This window comes from [Enterobacter] lignolyticus SCF1 (assembly GCF_000164865.1).
Lineage (GTDB): Bacteria > Pseudomonadota > Gammaproteobacteria > Enterobacterales > Enterobacteriaceae > Enterobacter_B > Enterobacter_B lignolyticus.
In genome coordinates this window covers 3,637,125-3,654,590 of sequence record NC_014618.1, presented here as the reverse complement: position 1 = coordinate 3,654,590, position 17,466 = coordinate 3,637,125, and the positions used below count along the sequence as shown (strand labels likewise).

Below are 17,466 nucleotides of genomic sequence, written 5' to 3'. Positions count from 1 at the left end.
TTTTCCCTCACCCGCCTGGGTGAGGGACGCATCACTCCATCGCAAAGCGCTTATCCAGCCTGCTATATCCCAGCCCGTTGATTTTCTTCACCCTGATTTGCACCGGAATCCGCTCTTTCATCGCTTCAACGTGGCTGATAACGCCGATGACCTTACCGCTGGCGTTGAGGGCATCCAGCGCATCCAGCGCGGTATCCAGCGTTTCGCTGTCCAGCGTGCCAAAGCCTTCGTCGAGGAACAGCGAGTCGATCCGCGTTTTGTGGCTGACCAGATCCGACAGCGCCAGCGCCAGCGCGAGGCTGACGAGGAAGCTTTCGCCGCCGGACAGGGTGCGGGTATCGCGAACCGCGTCGGCCTGCCAGGTATCGACGACCTCCAGCTCCAGCGCTTCGCTGGCCTTGCGCTGCAGCAGGTAGCGGCCGTGCAGGCGGCTGAGCTGCTCATTCGCCAGCCACACCAGGTTATCGAGAGTCAGCCCCTGGGCGAATTTACGGAATTTATCACCCTCTCTGGAGCCGATCAGCGCGTTGAGCCAGCCCCAGTCCTCCAGCGTTCTTGCGGCTGCGTCTATCTCCTGCATCAGCGCTTGCTGCTGCTGGCGGCTGGCGGCATCCTGCGTCAGCTGCTGGCGAATACCGCCCTGCTGCGTGCTGTTCTCGCGCATCTGCTGGGCCAGCTGCTGCAGCTGAGCCTGCAGCGTCTCGAGGCTCTCGGTCTCCGGGAGACCGTCGGGCTTCAGCTGCTGATGCTGCTCCCGCGTCGCCTGCGCCTGGGCGACCAGCGCCTGCTGCTGGTGCAGCTGGTTTTCCAGCGTTTGTCGGAGCTGCTCCAGACGGCTGCGGGTCGCTTCGTCGAGCAGCGCGTCGAGGAACGCCTGCTGGTTGGCGAACTGGCTTGCCGCCAGCGCCTGCTCAAAGGCCTGCTGCGCCTGCTGCAGGCGCTCGCTGGCGTCGGTTTCCTGCTGCTGCAGCGTTTGCCACTGGCCGTGGAGCGAGACGCAGTCATGATGCACCTGCTGCCATCCCTCCAGCGGCGTCTCCTCGGGCGCTTCGGGGTCTGCGCTTTCCGGCAGCGTGTCGAGCAGCGGCTGCAGCAGCTCAAGCTGGCGCTGGTTGCGCTGCTGTTCGTCGCTGTGGGTCTGCCACTGCGCGCTTTCCGCCTCGCGCGCGTCCAGCCAGCGACGCTCTTCGCCCGCCTCCGGCGACGTCAGCGCCAGCGCGGCAAGCGTGGCCGCCAGCGCCTGCTGGCGCTGCGCCTGCTGCTGGCGGATTTCCGCCGCCTGGGCATTCAGGGCGTCCATCTGGCGCTGCAGGGCGAGCCGCTGGCTGTGACGGAAAAGCTGCTGCTCGTACTCCTGCTGTGTTTCCAGCCAGGCGGCGACATCCTCCTGCGGCGTCAGGGCGATCCCCAGCGCGGCGACGGTGGATTGCCACTGTAAGGTGAGCGCTTGCTCCTGCTCCGTCAGCGTCTGTATCTCGCCGTTGTCGGCCTGCTGCTGCTTATTGAGCGCCTCCAGCTGGCCGCGCAGCGCGGCGCCGGACTCGGCAAGCTCCTTGACCTCTTTATCCAGCGCGTCCCGGCGGGCTTCATTCACGCCCGGCGTCAGCGCCTGGTAGCGCTCAATGGCCGGATGCTCGGTTGAGCCGCACAGCGGGCACGGGGAACCCGCCTGCAGGCGGGCGCGCTCTTCCTGCAGCGCCACGATGGTGCGCTCCTGCTCGCACAGCGTTTTGACGTCGGTGAACTGCTGGAGCTTCTCCTTATACTGCTGGCGGCGGCGGGCGAGTTCGGCATCGTGCTGTTCTTGCTCCTGCTGGCGCTGCTGCAGCGACTGTTGCAGCTGCTGACGGCGCTTTTGCAGCGGCGCAAAGCGTCCGTACAGCGCGTTGAGCTGCTGGCGGTATGGGCGCAGGACGGCGTGCTGCTCCAGCGCCGCTGCCGTCGCCGCCGCCTCCAGGGTCAGCGCGGTTTCCGGCAGCGCGCTGAGTTCGCCCCTGAGCCCGGCCTCGCGCTGGGACAGCATCTGCAGCTGCACGGCGTCCCGCGCCAGCTGTTCAAACGTGGCCCGCCATCCGGCAAGCTCCCGCTGCCAGTGACGATAGCCGTCGTGGGCGGCGAGCCAGTCGCCGAGGGTTTTCTGCTGCGCCAGCAGCTGCGTGTGCTGCCGGGCGGCGCTGTGGCGGATGCGGTTTCGCAGCCCGGTCTGGCTCTGTAAGCGAGTATTTACTTCAGTCGTTTGCTGGCGGATATGCTGCAGCGCGGCCTGCCGGTCCTGCAGCCGCATCCACAGCGGGCGCAGCGTATCGGCAGGATGCGCCAGCGCCAGCTTCGCCAGCTGCGGTTCGGCGTCGTTCAGCGCCTGTCCGGCGCTCTGCAGCGCGGCCTGCGCGCGCTGCTGCTCGCGGCAAATTTCGTTTTCCCTCGTCAGCCACTGCGCCCAGCTTTGGGTGCGGGTCTGTACGTCCTGCAGCCGTTTCTCTTCGTCAGTAAGCGCCTGCAAACGTTGCTGCAGCGCCTGCTGCTGCTCATCGTTCAGCAGCACCATCCCCGAGGCCTGCGCCTGCAGCTTTTCCAGCTCGGTTTTTGCGGTTTTATGCTTTTCAAACACCTGCGCCGAGATCTGCCCGTAAATCTCGGTGCCGGTCAGCTCTTCGAGCAGCTCGGCCCGCTCTTTGGGTTTGGCGTTGAGGAAGGCGGCGAACTGCCCCTGGGAAAGCAGCATCGAGCGGGTAAAGCGCCCGTAGTCCAGCCCGGTGAGCGAGGCGGTCAGCTCCAGCTTGTCCTTCACCTTGTCGGCCAGAATTTTGCCGTCCGCGCAGGTCGCCAGCTCAACGCGCGGCGCCTGCAGGTTGCCGTCCGGCTGGTTGCGCGCCCGGTTCTGGCTCCAGAAGGCGCGGTATGCGATGCCTTTGACCTCAAACTCTACTTCCGCCAGGCATTCGGCGGTATCACGGGTCATCAGGTCGTTTTGCGATTGCGACACCGTGTTAAGCCGCGGCGTCTCGTGATACAGGGCCAGGCAAATGGCGTCGAGCAGGGTGGTTTTCCCCGCGCCCGTCGGCCCGGTAATGGCGAACAAACCGTTGCTGGCGAACGGTTCGGCGGTAAAGTCAATTTTCCACTCGCCCTTCAGGGAGTTGAGGTTCTTCAGGCGCAGGCTCAGGATCTTCATGCCGTTTCCTCCCCACGAAGCGTTTGCACTGTTTCGTTAAACAGCTGGTGCAGCCGGTCCTGCTGCGGCGCGTCGAGCGACTCCAGATCCAGCCGGCGCTGGAAGACATCGCTTACGCGCAGCTCGCTCAGCGTTTCCCGCTGCGCGTTCATCATCGTGCGCTCGCGCTGCTCACGGCTGCGGCGCACCAGTAGCACCTCAACGGGAAGGTCGTCGGTTAGCGTCTGGATTTTACGCTGAATATCGTGCAGATACTCTTCGCTGGTGATTTCGATATCCAGCCACGTTGCCGGTGTCGCCGGGGCGTCGCGCCACTGTGCGAGCTGCGCGCTGATGCTGGCGAAATCGCCCTTCAGCACCGCCAGCGGCTGAGTGACGGGCACCTCGAGCGGCGTCACGTCCGCAAGCTTGCCGTCGGCGAAGGTCACCAGATTGACGCTTTTGGGCTTCCCGGTTTCGTCGAAGCTGAGGGGGATTGGCGAACCGCAGTAGCGAATATGCTCGCTGCCGCCGATCTTCTGCGCCCGGTGGATATGGCCGAGAGCGATATAGTCCAGCGGCGGGAAGTTCTGCGCCGGAAAGGCGTCGAGGGTGCCGATATAGATGTCGCGTACGGCGTCGCTTTTACTAGCGCCGACGGTGGTCAGGTGGCCGCTGGCCACGATCGGCAGCGGCCGGTCGCCGCGTAGCTCGCACGCCTGCGCGTACTGCTGCTGGTAGTAGTCGGTAATGGCCTGCAGCAGATGCTGCTGTTTTTCACCGCCCGACAATCCGGCCTGGCTTACCACCACATCGCGCGGGCGCAGGAACGGCACCGGGCACAGAATGGCGCCGGGGGTGCCGTCACGGCGGTTGAGCACGCAGGGCGGGGTGCCGCTGCCCGCAACCACGGTGGTGTTCAAAAAGGCGAGGATCTCGCGGGATTCATTCAGCGTCGCCACCGAATCATGGTTGCCCGCCAGCACCACCAGACGGCAGCCGCTTTGCTGCAGTTTGACCACAAAACCGTTATACAGCTCGCGGGCGTAGCTCGGCGGCGCGCCGGTATCAAAAATATCGCCCGCCACGATAATGGCATCCACCTGCTGAGCGTCCGCCGTGTCGAGCAGCCAGTCGAGAAACGCCTGGTGTTCGGCGGCCCGGCTTTTACTGTAAAAGTTCTGGCCCAGGTGCCAGTCGGAGGTGTGTAGGATGCGCATAAGTGTCCTGTGGCAAAAAAGCGTGACAGGGATTATAAACGCATAGCGATCCCAGGGCGATGGCCGCATTAACCCCGTGTCATAATTCAAAAATCCACTATCATAAGACGGTCATCTTATTCATAAATCTGTCATAAATCTGACGCATAATGGCGCCGCACTTTAGGCTTGTTACTAAAAACACAGGGTAAATAATGGCGAGACGTATTCTGGTCGTTGAAGATGAAGCGCCGATTCGCGAGATGGTGTGCTTCGTTCTGGAGCAAAATGGCTTTCAGCCTGTTGAAGCGGAAGATTATGACAGCGCTGTAACGCAACTCAATGAACCCTGGCCTGATCTGATTTTACTCGACTGGATGCTGCCGGGCGGATCGGGGATTCAGTTCATTAAGCATCTGAAGCGCGAAGCCATGACCCGCGATATTCCGGTGGTGATGCTGACCGCCCGCGGCGAAGAGGAAGACCGCGTACGCGGGCTGGAAACCGGCGCTGATGATTACATCACCAAGCCTTTTTCCCCGAAAGAGCTGGTGGCCCGAATTAAGGCGGTCATGAGACGCATATCGCCGATGGCGGTAGAAGAAGTGATTGAAATGCAGGGTCTTAGCCTTGACCCCTCCTCGCATCGCGTGATGACCGGCGAGAATCCGCTGGACATGGGGCCTACGGAGTTTAAGCTACTGCACTTCTTTATGACCCACCCGGAGCGTGTCTACAGCCGCGAACAGCTGCTGAACCACGTCTGGGGCACGAACGTATATGTTGAAGACCGGACGGTGGATGTGCATATTCGCCGCCTGCGTAAAGCGCTGGAACATAGTGGTCATGACCGAATGGTACAAACCGTTCGCGGCACGGGTTATCGGTTCTCTGCCCGTTTCTGACAACTGACTGGAGTGTTACCCGTGCTGGAACGGCTGTCATGGAAAAGGCTGGTATTTGAGCTGATCCTCTGTTGTATCCCGGCCCTCATTCTGGGGGGCCTCATTGGTCACCTGCCGTGGTTTTTGCTGGCGGCGGTCACCGGGCTTCTGATCTGGCATTTCTGGAATTTGCTGCGGCTCTCCTGGTGGTTATGGGTCGATCGCAGCATGACGCCGCCTCCCGGACGCGGCAGCTGGGAGCCGTTGCTGTACGGCCTGCACCAGATGCAGATGCGTAACAAAAAGCGCCGTCGCGAGCTGGGCAGCCTGATTAAACGCTTTCGCAGCGGGGCGGAGTCCTTGCCTGACGCCGTGGTGCTGACCACCGAAGAGGGGGCGATTTTCTGGTGTAACGGTCTGGCGCAGCAGATGCTGCACCTGCGCTGGCCGGACGATAATGGTCAGAACATCCTGAACCTGCTGCGCTATCCCGAATTTTCCCGCTACCTGAAGGCGCGCGATTTCACCAAACCGATGAATCTGGTGCTTAACAGCGGGCGGCATCTGGAGATTCGCGTGATGCCCTACAGCGAAAAACAGCTGCTGATGGTGGCGCGCGACGTCACGCAGATGCACCAGCTGGAAGGGGCGCGACGCAACTTCTTTGCTAACGTCAGCCACGAGCTGCGCACGCCGCTGACGGTGCTGCAGGGCTACCTGGAGATGATGCAGGAGCAAATCCTTGAGGGCGCGCCGCGCGAAAAAGCGCTGCATACCATGCGCGAGCAGACCCAGCGTATGGAAGGCCTGGTCCGCCAGCTGCTGACGCTGTCAAAAATCGAAGCCGCGCCGCTCATGGCGCTGAACGATAAAATCGACGTGCCGATGATGCTGCGCGTCGTCGAGCGGGAAGCCCAGACGCTGAGCCATAAAAAGCACGTGCTGACGTTTGAAATCGATGATTCGCTGCAGGTGCTGGGCAACGAAGAGCAGCTGCGCAGCGCGATGTCTAACCTGGTGTACAACGCGGTTAACCACACCCCGGAAGGCACCGAAATTCGCGTCTGCTGGCAGCGTACGCCGCACGGCGCGCTGTTCAGCGTCGAAGATAACGGACCCGGGATCGCGCCCGAGCATATCCCGCGCCTGACGGAGCGTTTTTATCGCGTCGACAAAGCGCGCTCCCGCCAGACCGGGGGCAGCGGGCTGGGGCTGGCTATCGTTAAGCATGCGGTGAACCATCACGACAGCCGGCTGGATATTGAAAGCCAGCCGGGGGTTCGCACCCGTTTCAGCTTCCTCCTGCCGGAACGTTTAATTGCCAGAAAAAGCGCCTGACGGAGCAACTGTCAATCTGTATTTCCACAAACCAGCTTCGGCTGGTTTTTTTTCTTTGCGGTTAACCAGACGGTGAACAATTATCAAACGTCTGTTTATTTTTTGTTCGCATTATTAGCCATGGGTTTTTCTGATATCTGGTTAATAAATCTGGATTACGACGAGTGATTGAGATAATCATCTGGTTTTGCGATCCCTTCTTGCTTTAAAACGTTATAAGCGTTTAAATTGCGCCCCATGCAGCAACAGACAGACTGCATACGCGTGGATTATCAAATAACAATTCTTCTCCACGCTATTCAGGGAGAATATCTCGCTGAAATTGTGCGCAATTGCCGCTGCACTATCCCGTTGGGAGCAGCGAGAAATGTTTCTTTTTCAACACCACATCCACAGGCAGTAAAGCGTTTATGACTCATCAGTTAAGATCACGCGACATCATCGCTTTGGGTTTCATGACCTTTGCGTTGTTCGTTGGCGCAGGCAACATCATTTTTCCTCCCATGGTTGGTCTGCAGGCGGGCGAGCACGTCTGGACGGCGGCGCTTGGGTTTCTGATTACCGCGGTGGGTTTGCCTGTATTGACCGTTATCGCGCTGGCGAAGGTCGGCGGCGGCGTTGATACCCTGAGCACGCCAATCGGTAAGGTGGCGGGCCTGCTGCTGGCCGTGGTGTGCTATCTGACGGTGGGGCCTTTTTTCGCCACGCCGCGTACCGCGACCGTCTCCTTTGAAGTGGGTATTGCGCCGCTGACCGGCGATGGCGCGATGCCGCTGCTTATCTACAGCATTATCTATTTTGCGCTGGTTATCCTCGTGTCGCTCTACCCGGGCAAACTGCTGGATACCGTGGGCAACTTCCTGGCACCGCTGAAAATTCTCGCGCTGATTGTGCTTGCCGTTGCGGCGATTATCTGGCCGGTTGGCCCTATCAGCCATGCGCTGGAGGCGTACCAGACCTCGGCGTTCTCCAACGGTTTTGTTAATGGCTACCTGACCATGGACACCCTGGGGGCGATGGTGTTCGGCATCGTTATCGTCAATGCGGCGCGCTCTCGCGGCGTGACCGAGGCGCGTTTGCTGACCCGCTATACCGTGTGGGCCGGGCTGATCGCCGGTATCGGCCTGACGCTGCTGTATCTGGCGCTGTTCCGCCTCGGCTCCGACAGCGCGACGCTGGTTGAGCAGAACGCCAACGGCGCGGCGATTCTGCATGCTTATGTGCAGCATACCTTCGGCGGCGCGGGCAGCTTCCTGCTGGCGGCGCTCATCTTCATCGCCTGTCTGGTGACGGCGGTGGGCCTGACGACGGCCTGTGCGGAGTTTTTTGCTCAGTACCTGCCGCTCTCTTACCGTTCGCTGGTTTTTATCCTCGGTCTGTTCTCCATGGTGGTGTCCAACCTGGGGCTGAGCCACCTGATTCAGATTTCCATTCCGGTGCTGACGGCGATTTATCCTCCCTGTATCGCACTGGTAGTATTAAGTTTTACCCGCGGTTGGTGGCATAATTCCACCCGCGTGATCGCCCCGGCGATGTTTATCAGCCTGGTGTTTGGCTTGCTGGACGGTATTAAGGCCTCCGCGTTTGCCGACATCCTGCCGTCATGGACCCAGCATTTGCCGCTGGCGGAGCAGGGGCTGGCGTGGCTGATGCCGACTATCGTAATGGCGGTACTGGCTATCGCCTGGGATCGCGCAGCGGGACGTCCGGTTACCTCCAGCGCGCACTAAGTCAGCGCGAAGAGTGGAAATTAACCACGGGGCGAAATGCCCCGTGGTTTTGTTTTTTTGTGTCAGGCATTGGAATTAATGGAAACGAATAACAAGCTAAAGCGCGGGCTAAGCACCCGCCACATTCGCTTTATGGCGCTCGGGTCGGCTATCGGCACCGGTCTTTTTTATGGCTCGGCAGACGCCATTAAAATGGCCGGTCCCAGCGTGCTGCTGGCCTATATTATCGGCGGCGTTGCGGCCTATATCATTATGCGGGCGCTCGGCGAGATGTCCGTTCATAACCCGTCTGCCAGCTCGTTCTCGCGCTATGCGCAGGAAAACCTGGGCCCGTTGGCTGGCTATATCACCGGCTGGACCTACTGCTTTGAAATTCTGATTGTCGCCATTGCCGACGTCACCGCTTTCGGGATCTACATGGGCGTCTGGTTCCCGGCGGTGCCGCACTGGATTTGGGTGCTGAGCGTGGTGCTGATTATCTGCGCCATCAACCTGATGAGCGTAAAGGTGTTCGGCGAGCTGGAGTTCTGGTTCTCGTTCTTCAAGGTCGCGACCATCATCATCATGATCGTCGCCGGTATCGGGATAATCGTCTGGGGTATCGGCAACGGCGGCCAGCCGACGGGGATCCATAACCTGTGGAGCAACGGCGGCTTCTTCAGCAACGGCTGGCTTGGCATGGTGATGTCGCTGCAGATGGTGATGTTTGCCTACGGCGGTATCGAAATTATCGGCATCACCGCCGGTGAGGCCAAAGATCCGGAGAAATCCATCCCGCGTGCGATTAACTCCGTGCCGATGCGTATTCTGGTGTTCTATGTCGGGACGCTGTTCGTCATCATGTCCATCTACCCGTGGAATCAGGTCGGCACCGACGGCAGCCCGTTCGTATTAACCTTCCAGCATATGGGCATTACTTTTGCCGCCAGCATCCTCAACTTTGTGGTGCTGACCGCCTCGCTGTCGGCGATTAACTCCGACGTGTTCGGCGTGGGCCGCATGCTGCACGGCATGGCGGAGCAGGGCAGCGCGCCGAAGGTGTTCGCCAAAACCTCGCGCCGCGGCATTCCGTGGGTGACGGTGATGGTGATGACCATCGCGCTGCTGTTTGCCGTCTATCTAAACTACATCATGCCGGAAAACGTCTTCCTGGTGATTGCGTCACTGGCGACTTTCGCCACCGTGTGGGTGTGGATAATGATCCTGCTGTCGCAGATAGCCTTCCGCCGTCGCCTGTCGCCGGAGGAGGTCAGCAAGCTGAGCTTCAAAGTGCCGGGCGGGGTGGCGACGACGGTGGTCGGCCTGGTGTTCCTGGTCTTCATCATCGCGCTGATTGGCTACCATCCGGATACCCGCATCTCGCTGTACGTCGGACTGGCGTGGATTGTGCTGCTGCTTATCGGCTGGGGCTTTAAGCGCCGCTACGATCGCCAGCTGGCGGAAGCGAACTGAGTCCTGTCTTCGACCCTCCCCGATACAGGGGAGGGTATCTCTCATCCCCCATTATCCTCCCCCAATTAACGCCATAATGATGAGTCGTCCTGTTGTCGGCTGTGGCAAGGTGAGGGCATTCTGAACAAGGGGTAATGATAATGTTGAAGGCCTGGCATCTTCCTGTCGCACCGTTCGTCAAGCAGCAGTCGGACAGACTGTCGATAACCCTCTGGCTGACGGGAGACAGCCTGCCGCAGCGGGTCACGCTGCGTGCGGAGCAGGACAACGAAGAGATCTCGCTGCCGATGCGCAGGCTCAAGCGGCAGCCTGAGCCGGGCGTCACGGCCTGGCGGGCGGAGATCGCCCTCGATCAGGGGCAGCCGCGGCGTCGTTACTGCTTTAAGCTGCTGTGGGACAACCGCCAGCGCTGGTTCACGCCGCAGGGGTTCAGCGCGTTTGCGCCAGCGCGGCTGGAGCAGTTTGCCATTGACGCGCCCGATAGCGGTCCGCAGTGGGTCGCCGATCAGGTGTTCTACCAGATTTTTCCCGACCGCTTCGCCCGCAGCCTGCCGCGGGAGGCAGAGCAGGACAACGTCTACTATCACCACGCTGCCGGGCACGATATTGTGCTGCGAAACTGGGACGAGCCGCTGACCGCCAGGGCCGGAGGCTCGATCTTTTACGGCGGCGATCTGGACGGGATCGGCGAAAAGCTGCCGTACCTGAAAAAGCTGGGCGTCACTGCGCTGTATCTCAACCCGGTATTTACCGCGCCGAGCGTGCATAAGTACGATACCGCGGACTACCGCCACGTCGACCCGCAGTTTGGCGGCGATCGGGCGCTGCTGCGCCTGCGGCAAAGCACGTTTCGGGAAGGGATGCGGCTGATCCTCGACGGCGTTTTTAACCACAGCGGGGATACCCATCCCTGGTTTGACCGCCATCAGCAGGGTGCGGACGGCGCCTGCCACAACCCGGAGTCGTCATGGCGCGACTGGTACTCTTTTTCCGCAGAGGGGCAGGCGCTCGACTGGCTGGGGTACGCCAGTCTGCCGAAGCTCGACTATCGGTCTGAATCCTTGCTCAACGAGATATACCGGGGGGAAGACAGCATCGTGCGCTACTGGCTGAAGGCGCCCTGGAGCATGGACGGCTGGCGGCTGGACGTGGTGCATATGCTGGGCGAAGCGGGCGGTGCGCGCAACAACCTGCAGCACGTCGCGGGCATCACCCGGGCGGCGAAAGAGACGCAGCCGGAAGCCTACGTGGTCGGCGAGCACTTCGGCGATGCGCGCCAGTGGCTGCAGGCGGATGCAGAAGACGCCGCCATGAACTACCGCGGTTTTACCTTCCCGCTGTGGGGCTTTCTGGCCAATACCGACATCTCTTACGATCCGCAGCTTATTGATGCGCAAACCTGCATGGCGTGGATGGATAACTATCGCGCCGGGCTGTCGCATCAGCAGCAGCTGCGCATGTTCAACCAGCTCGACAGCCACGACACCGCGCGCTTTAAATCGCTGCTGGGCAAAGACGTCGCCCGCCTGCCGCTGGCGGTGGTCTGGCTGTTTACCTGGCCCGGCGTACCCTGCATCTATTACGGCGATGAGGTCGGCCTCGACGGCAATAACGATCCGTTTTGCCGGAAACCGTTTCCGTGGGATCCCGAAAAACAGGACGCCGCGCTGCTGGCGCTGTATCAGCGGCTGGCGGCGCTGCGCCATCGCTATCCGGCGCTGCGCTATGGCGGCTGTCAGGTGCTGTATGCCGAAGATAACGTGGTGGTTTTTATCCGCGTCTGGCGGCAGGAGCGGGCGCTGGTCGCCATTAACCGCGGCGACGCCTGCGAGGTCGTGCTTGATGCTTCTCCGCTGCTGGCGGTGAAGGCGTGGTTATGTAAAGAGGGCAGCGGCGCTCTGCACGAGGATGTGCTGACGCTGCCCGCCGTCTCGGCCAGCGTCTGGCTGGGGCGCTAGCGGTACAGCTGGTCGAGGAGTGTGCTGGTGAGCAGCTTTTCGCGCCACCAGCGCTGCGCCAGCCCGTCGCGGTGGTTGCGCCAGGCCATATAGGCCACGTCTTTTTCCCGAAACGACAGCACCGCTTTTTCCACCAGCTCGCCGTTTTCCAGCCACGGACGGGCGATGTGGCGCGGTAAAAAGCCGCAGCCGAGGCCCGCGCGCAGCAGCGTGACTTTACTGTGAAAATCATCGACGCGGATCTGCGGCTGTTCGTCCATCAGATTGCTGTTGATCGGATGACAGCGGCGGGCGCTGTCGCTGATAACCACCGCCCGATGCTCGCTGAGCCGATCGTTGCACAGCGGCTGTGTACTGGAGGCCAGCGGATGGACGGGGGCGACGACAAACACGTTATCCAGCGTGCCCAGCATTTTGTAGGACCAGGCGCCGGAGGTCGGCGGCTCGTTGATCGCCCCGAGAATCATGTCCGCGCCGTGGTGGGTCAACTCTTCCCACGACCCGGCCAGGGTATGGTGGGTAAAGCTCAGCCGCGTTTGCTTGTTCAGAGCGTGAAAATCGGCAATCAGCGGCAGCAGCGCCTCAAAGGGAAAAGAGTCATCCAGCGCGATGGAAAGCTCTTTTTCCCAGCCGGACTGCACCTGGACGGCCTGCCTTTCCAGGTCCTGGGCGGCGTTGAGCAGCAGCCGTCCCTTCTCCAGCATCATTTTGCCGGTATCGGTAAATTTCGCCCGATGTCCGGACCGGTCGAGCAGGGTGATATTCAGATCGCTTTCCAGCTTCTGGATCATATAGCTTAGCGCGGCCGGGGTTTTGAACAGCGATTCCGCCGCGGTGGCGAAAGAGCCATGTTTATCCAGCGCGTCAAGGATCAGCAATACGTCGAGATTTAATCGCATGGCGGCAGCTTAACCGTATGAAATAATATCATCTAGTTTTACCTAAAGCGGCAAAGGGCTGCCAGTGAATAATTTAGAACAGGCTGGCGTAATTTTTTGATAAAGATAAAAATTAATTGTTGGGTGATATTATCGGCCCGTGTCTAATGACAAAAAATACCTGCCATAAAACGGAAAAATTTCTTTAATAACTCGTTAGAAATTTCCAGCTATACTCATCAGGCTTTCTCCTTCAGTATCCAACTGCTCACAACAGCTTTAGACCATTTCTTTTTAACTTATTGATTAAGAAGGTATAACATGTCTATTCGGGAACTGATTGACCCCTCTAACTCCACGCTCATTTTTATCGACCATCAGCCGCAAATGGCTTTTGGCGTTACCAATATTGACCGACAGACGTTGAAAAATAACACCGTAGCGTTAGCCAAAGCGGGCAAAATATTTAATGTCCCGGTGGTTTATACCTCAGTGGAAACCAAAAGCTTCAGCGGATATATCTGGCCGGAGCTGCTGGCGGTGCATCCGGATGTTAAACCGATTGAACGCACCTCAATGAACTCCTGGGAAGATGCGAAGTTTGTCGAGGCGGTGAAGGCCACCGGGCGTAAGAAGCTGATTATCTCCGCCCTGTGGACGGAAGTGTGCCTGACCTTCCCGGCGCTGATGGCGCTGGAAGCCGGGTATGAGGTTTATGTGGTCACCGACACCTCGGGCGGCACCTCCGTTGACGCCCACGAGCGCGCCATTGACCGTATGGTGCAGGCCGGCGCCGTGCCGGTGACCTGGCAGCAGGTGCTGCTGGAGTACCAGCGCGACTGGTCGCGCAAAGGTACGTATGACGCGGTAATGGACCTGGTGCGCGAGCACTGCGGCGCTTACGGTATGGGCGTCGACTACGCCTACACGATGGTGCATGGCGCACCAGAACGTAAGGCGTAACCCCGGCGGCGGGCTTGCGCCCGCCCGATTGCACTGCAAGGAATCCCCGCCATGACGCAACAAAAACATGTCACGCTGGTGATAACCCACGCGCTGAAGCCGCAGGACGCCGGTACATATGAGGCATGGCTTGGCAAGATTATGCCGATTGCCGCGCAGTACCCCGGCCACCTCGGGGCTAACGTCATCCGCCCCGCCGACGGGCAGGGGATGTGGAATATCATCATCCGTTTTGACACCCTCGAGCATCTGTATGGCTGGACCCAGTCGGAAACCCGTCGGCAGCTGGTCGATGAGATTACGCCGCTGCTGGGCGAAGGCGACCATACCGAGATAAGAACCGAAGCCGCGTTCTGGTTTACGCCCCCCGCGCCGCACGTGCGCCAGCCGCTGCGCTGGAAGCAGTTTCTTATCACGCTGCTGGTGATTTTCCCCAGTACCAATCTGGTGCCCTGGTTGACCGGCATGGCGCTGCCCGCCCTGAAGGGCTCTTTGCTGCTGCACCTGATTAACGATGCCTGCGTGGTGGCGCTGGTCGTCTGGCTGTGGATGCCCATCGTAACCCGCCTGTTTGCCGGGTGGCTGAAGAAAGCCTGACCCCATCTTAAGGAGATAGTTATGTCTCAGAAAGCCACACTGATCCTGACTCACGGCGATATCCATACCCTGGATAGCCAAAACCCGCTGGCGGAGGCCGTCGCTATCGCCAGCGGTAAGATCCTCGCGGTTGGCAGCCACGATCGAATTATGAGCTATGCCGCTGAGGGAACGCAGATCGTTGACCTCAAGGGGCATACCGTGATCCCCGGCCTCAACGACTCGCACCTGCATCTGATCCGTGGCGGGCTGAACTACAACCTGGAGCTGCGCTGGGAAGGCGTGCCGTCACTGGCGGATGCGCTGCGGATGCTCAAAGAGCAGGCCGATCGCACGCCGTCGCCGCAGTGGGTGCGGGTGGTCGGCGGCTGGAGCGAGTTTCAGTTTGCCGAGCGGCGAATGCCGACGATTGAAGAGTTAAACGATGCCGCGCCGGATACGCCGGTGTTTGTGCTGCATCTCTATGACCGCGCGCTGCTCAACCGGGCGGCGCTCAGGGCGGTAGGGTACACCAAAGAGACGCCGAACCCGCCGGGCGGGGAGATCGTGCGCGACAGCAACGGCAACCCCACCGGTATGCTGGTGGCGAAACCGAACGCCATGATCCTCTACTCCACGCTGGCGAAAGGGCCGAAGCTGCCGCTGGAGATGCAGGTCAACTCCACGCGCCAGTTTATGCGCGAGCTGAACCGGCTGGGGCTGACCAGCGCCATCGACGCCGGCGGCGGTTTCCAGAACTACCCGGAAGATTACGAAATTATCGAGCAGCTGCACGCGAACCAGCAGATGACGGTGCGCATCGCCTATAACCTGTTCACCCAGCGGCCGAAGCAGGAGCTGGAGGACTTCGAGCGCTGGACCGACATGCTCAAACCCGGACAGGGTACCGATTTCTATCGCGCCAACGGCGCGGGTGAAATGCTGGTCTTCTCGGCGGCGGATTTCGAGGATTTCCTGCAGCCGCGCCCGGATTTACCCGCCGGGATGGAGGACGAGCTGGAGCGCGTGGTGCGCCATCTGGTCGAGCACCGCTGGCCGTTTCGCCTGCACGCCACCTACAACGAATCCATCAGCCGGATGCTCGACGTCTTTGAGAAGGTCAACCGCGACATTCCGTTTAACGGCCTGCACTGGTTCTTTGACCACGCGGAAACCATCACCGAGCGCAACATCGAGCGCGTAAAGGCGCTGGGCGGCGGGATTGCGGTGCAGCATCGGATGGCGTTCCAGGGGGAATATTTCGTCGACCGCTACGGCAAAGAGGCGGTGAAGCACACGCCGCCGGTGGCGAAGATGCTGGAGCTGGACGTGCCGGTCGGGCTCGGCACCGATGCCACCCGGGTGGCGAGCTATAACCCGTGGACCGCGCTGTACTGGCTGGTGTCAGGCCGCACCGTCGGCGGACTGGCGATGTATGACGATAACAACCGCCTGCCGCGCGAGGTGGCGCTGGAGCTGTGGACAGCGGGCAGCGCCTGGTTTTCCAGCGAGCAGGGCAAAAAGGGGCGCATCGCGCCGGAGCAGCTTGCCGACCTGGTGGTGCTGTCGAAAGACTATTTCCGCGTCGCGGAAGAGGAAATCAAAGGCATTGAGTCGGTGCTGACGGTTGTCGACGGGAAGGTGGTGTATGCCGCCGGGCATTTCACGCCGCTGGCGCCGCCCGCGATTCCGGTGGTGCCCGACTGGTCGCCGGTGGTGAAGGTACCGGGGCATTACCGTTCGGCACCGCCTGCGGCGGCAAAAGCGGGCGCCGTCGTACCGCTGCATCAGTGCATCGGCAGCTGCGGCGTACACGGACACCAGCACGATACGGCGCGCCAGTCGGGGATTCCGGTCTCTGACGATCGGGCGTTCTGGGGCGTGCTCGGCTGCTCGTGCTTTGCGCTTTGAGTGAAGATAGCCACGAAAAAAAGGCCCGCATCAGCGGGCCTTCTTCGTAAACCGTGCCGATTACAGGCTGGATACGTTTTCGGTCAGGTATTTCGCCACGCCTTCCGGAGAAGCGGCCATACCTTCTTTACCTTTTTCCCACTGAGCCGGGCACACTTCGCCGTGCTCTTCGTGGAACTGCAGCGCGTCAACCATGCGCAGCATTTCGTCGATGTTACGACCCAGCGGCAGATCGTTCACTACCTGATGACGCACGATGCCGTCTTTGTCGATCAGGAAGGAACCGCGCAGCGCAACGCCGTCCGGATGCTCGATACCGTAAGCCTGCTGGATTTCGCGTTTGATGTCAGCAACCATTGCGTATTTCACTGCACCGATGCCGCCTTTTTCGACAGGGGTGTTACGCCATGCGTTGTGGACAAATTCAGAGTCAAAAGAGACGCCAACCACTTCTACACCGCGCTTCTGGAACTCTTCGTAACGCTTGTCGAATGCGATCAGTTCAGACGGGCATACGAAGGTGAAATCCATCGGCCAGAAGAACAGAACGGTAGCTTTGCCGCTGGTGTGCTTTTTGAAGTTGAAGTTTTCAACGATTTCACCGTTACCCAGTACTGCTGCAGCGGTAAAATCCGGAGCCGGACGAGTGACCAGAACCATGTGATTCTCCTGTGATTACTAAGGTTATTTTGGAACGCAACGCGGCCAGTATAGTGAGTGTTCGGGATTAAGACAAAGAGGCGCTGACAATCGTTCAGTCAGTTTTTACCTATCAATCTTCTTAACATTAGAGCTGTTTGTTTTTTGCCTGGCGCATCATCCGCGGGTAGAACTGCCAGAAACGTTGCTCCAGCGCCGCATAGTGCGCGTCGAGATCGTACCAGGAGTCGCGCAGAGCGTCGAGTTTTGGTCGGCGGCTGGCCATACCGTTCAGTACGCGCTGAATAAACGCCATCTCCTGGTAGCGCTCCAGCCAGCGTTCGGACCACAGATAGTTATTGAGGTTAACAAATCGCGGCGGAGCATCCGGCAGGATGACAGAGACCTGCGAGTGGGCGTAGCGGATGAAGTCCGGCAGCGGCATTTCCGGCGACAGCTGTTGCCAGTGGCGCGACAGAAAGTGGTCCCACATCACGTCAAGCGTAATCGGCGCCACGCGGCGCGTCTGCGGGCGAAACCACTCCCGCGCCTCTTTGACTTCCGGCAGATTGTCGGTAAGCGCGTCGATGCGCCGGTGCAGGCGAATACCGTCGACCACCTCCGCAGGGTAGGCGTCTCCCGGGTTGCCGCGAACGAAATCCGCCAGCAGATTGCCGGAAAGCGAGCTGTCGGCAAGGTGGGCGAGGTGCAGGTGTGCAAGAAAATTCATGCGATTCGGTATCCGGAGTCGGCTAGTTGTTGCAGCAAAGAGGTGTGAGCACTAGAC

The 17,466-nt window shown here is 60.3% G+C and carries 13 protein-coding genes; 8 read left to right on the top strand and 5 right to left on the bottom strand.

Translation table 11 applies throughout. From position 1 onward, the window contains the following. Positions 1–31: 31 nt before the first annotated feature. Both sbcC and sbcD read right to left on the bottom strand, forming a co-directional pair. Complete coding sequence (gene sbcC / locus ENTCL_RS17060) at positions 32–3,172, bottom strand: exonuclease subunit SbcC (RefSeq protein WP_013367393.1); 3,141 nt, start codon at positions 3,170–3,172, stop codon at positions 32–34. Next, positions 3,169–4,371, bottom strand: a complete 1,203-nt coding sequence (gene sbcD / locus ENTCL_RS17055) for an exonuclease subunit SbcD (RefSeq protein ID WP_013367392.1) — start codon at positions 4,369–4,371, stop codon at positions 3,169–3,171. Before sbcD ends, sbcC begins: the two co-directional genes overlap by 4 nt. Positions 4,372–4,565: 194 nt before the next feature. On the opposite strand from sbcD, the gene phoB reads away from it, so the two are divergent. The 5 genes from phoB (at position 4,566) to malZ (ending at position 11,712) form a co-directional block, all read left to right on the top strand. Further along, positions 4,566–5,255 carry a phosphate response regulator transcription factor PhoB gene (phoB, locus tag ENTCL_RS17050; RefSeq protein ID WP_013367391.1) on the top strand — a complete coding sequence of 230 codons (690 nt, stop codon included), beginning with the start codon at positions 4,566–4,568 and terminating at the stop codon, positions 5,253–5,255. A gap of 21 nt (positions 5,256–5,276) precedes the next feature. Next, positions 5,277–6,572 carry a phosphate regulon sensor histidine kinase PhoR gene (gene phoR / locus ENTCL_RS17045; protein WP_013367390.1) on the top strand — a complete coding sequence of 432 codons (1,296 nt, stop codon included), beginning with the start codon at positions 5,277–5,279 and terminating at the stop codon, positions 6,570–6,572. A gap of 410 nt (positions 6,573–6,982) precedes the next feature. After that, positions 6,983–8,302 carry a branched-chain amino acid transporter carrier protein BrnQ gene (gene brnQ / locus ENTCL_RS17040; protein ID WP_013367389.1) on the top strand — a complete coding sequence of 440 codons (1,320 nt, stop codon included), beginning with the start codon at positions 6,983–6,985 and terminating at the stop codon, positions 8,300–8,302. Positions 8,303–8,380: 78 nt separating this feature from the next. Next, complete coding sequence (gene proY / locus ENTCL_RS17035; protein WP_013367388.1) at positions 8,381–9,754, top strand: proline-specific permease ProY; 1,374 nt, start codon at positions 8,381–8,383, stop codon at positions 9,752–9,754. A 140-nt stretch (positions 9,755–9,894) separates the two neighbouring features. Next, positions 9,895–11,712 carry a maltodextrin glucosidase gene (malZ, locus tag ENTCL_RS17030; RefSeq protein ID WP_013367387.1) on the top strand — a complete coding sequence of 606 codons (1,818 nt, stop codon included), beginning with the start codon at positions 9,895–9,897 and terminating at the stop codon, positions 11,710–11,712. Here the strand turns inward: malZ and ENTCL_RS17025 are convergent. Next, positions 11,709–12,611, bottom strand: coding sequence for a LysR substrate-binding domain-containing protein (locus ENTCL_RS17025; protein WP_013367386.1), 903 nt, complete (start codon positions 12,609–12,611; stop codon positions 11,709–11,711). The genes malZ and ENTCL_RS17025 overlap by 4 nt on opposite strands. Positions 12,612–12,911: 300 nt before the next feature. Here ENTCL_RS17025 and ENTCL_RS17020 point away from each other — a divergent pair, with 300 nt between their 5' ends. From ENTCL_RS17020 to ENTCL_RS17010, 3 genes are read left to right on the top strand one after another with little or no spacing between them, the layout of a single operon-like run. Further along, positions 12,912–13,553, top strand: coding sequence for a hydrolase (locus ENTCL_RS17020; RefSeq protein WP_013367385.1), 642 nt, complete (start codon positions 12,912–12,914; stop codon positions 13,551–13,553). A gap of 51 nt (positions 13,554–13,604) precedes the next feature. Further along, on the top strand, positions 13,605–14,150 hold the full coding sequence (locus tag ENTCL_RS17015) for an antibiotic biosynthesis monooxygenase (RefSeq protein ID WP_013367384.1): 546 nt from the start codon (positions 13,605–13,607) through the stop codon (positions 14,148–14,150). 21 nt (positions 14,151–14,171) lie between these two features. After that, positions 14,172–16,040, top strand: coding sequence for an amidohydrolase (locus ENTCL_RS17010; RefSeq protein WP_013367383.1), 1,869 nt, complete (start codon positions 14,172–14,174; stop codon positions 16,038–16,040). Positions 16,041–16,100: 60 nt separating this feature from the next. On the opposite strand, the gene ENTCL_RS17005 is transcribed toward ENTCL_RS17010, so the two are convergent. Beyond that, positions 16,101–16,700: a peroxiredoxin C gene (locus ENTCL_RS17005; protein ID WP_013367382.1), complete on the bottom strand. Its 600-nt coding sequence runs from the start codon at positions 16,698–16,700 to the stop codon at positions 16,101–16,103. 127 nt (positions 16,701–16,827) lie between these two features. Continuing rightward, on the bottom strand, positions 16,828–17,409 hold the full coding sequence (gene acpH / locus ENTCL_RS17000; protein ID WP_013367381.1) for an ACP phosphodiesterase: 582 nt from the start codon (positions 17,407–17,409) through the stop codon (positions 16,828–16,830). Between the last annotated feature and the right edge of the window lie 57 nt (positions 17,410–17,466).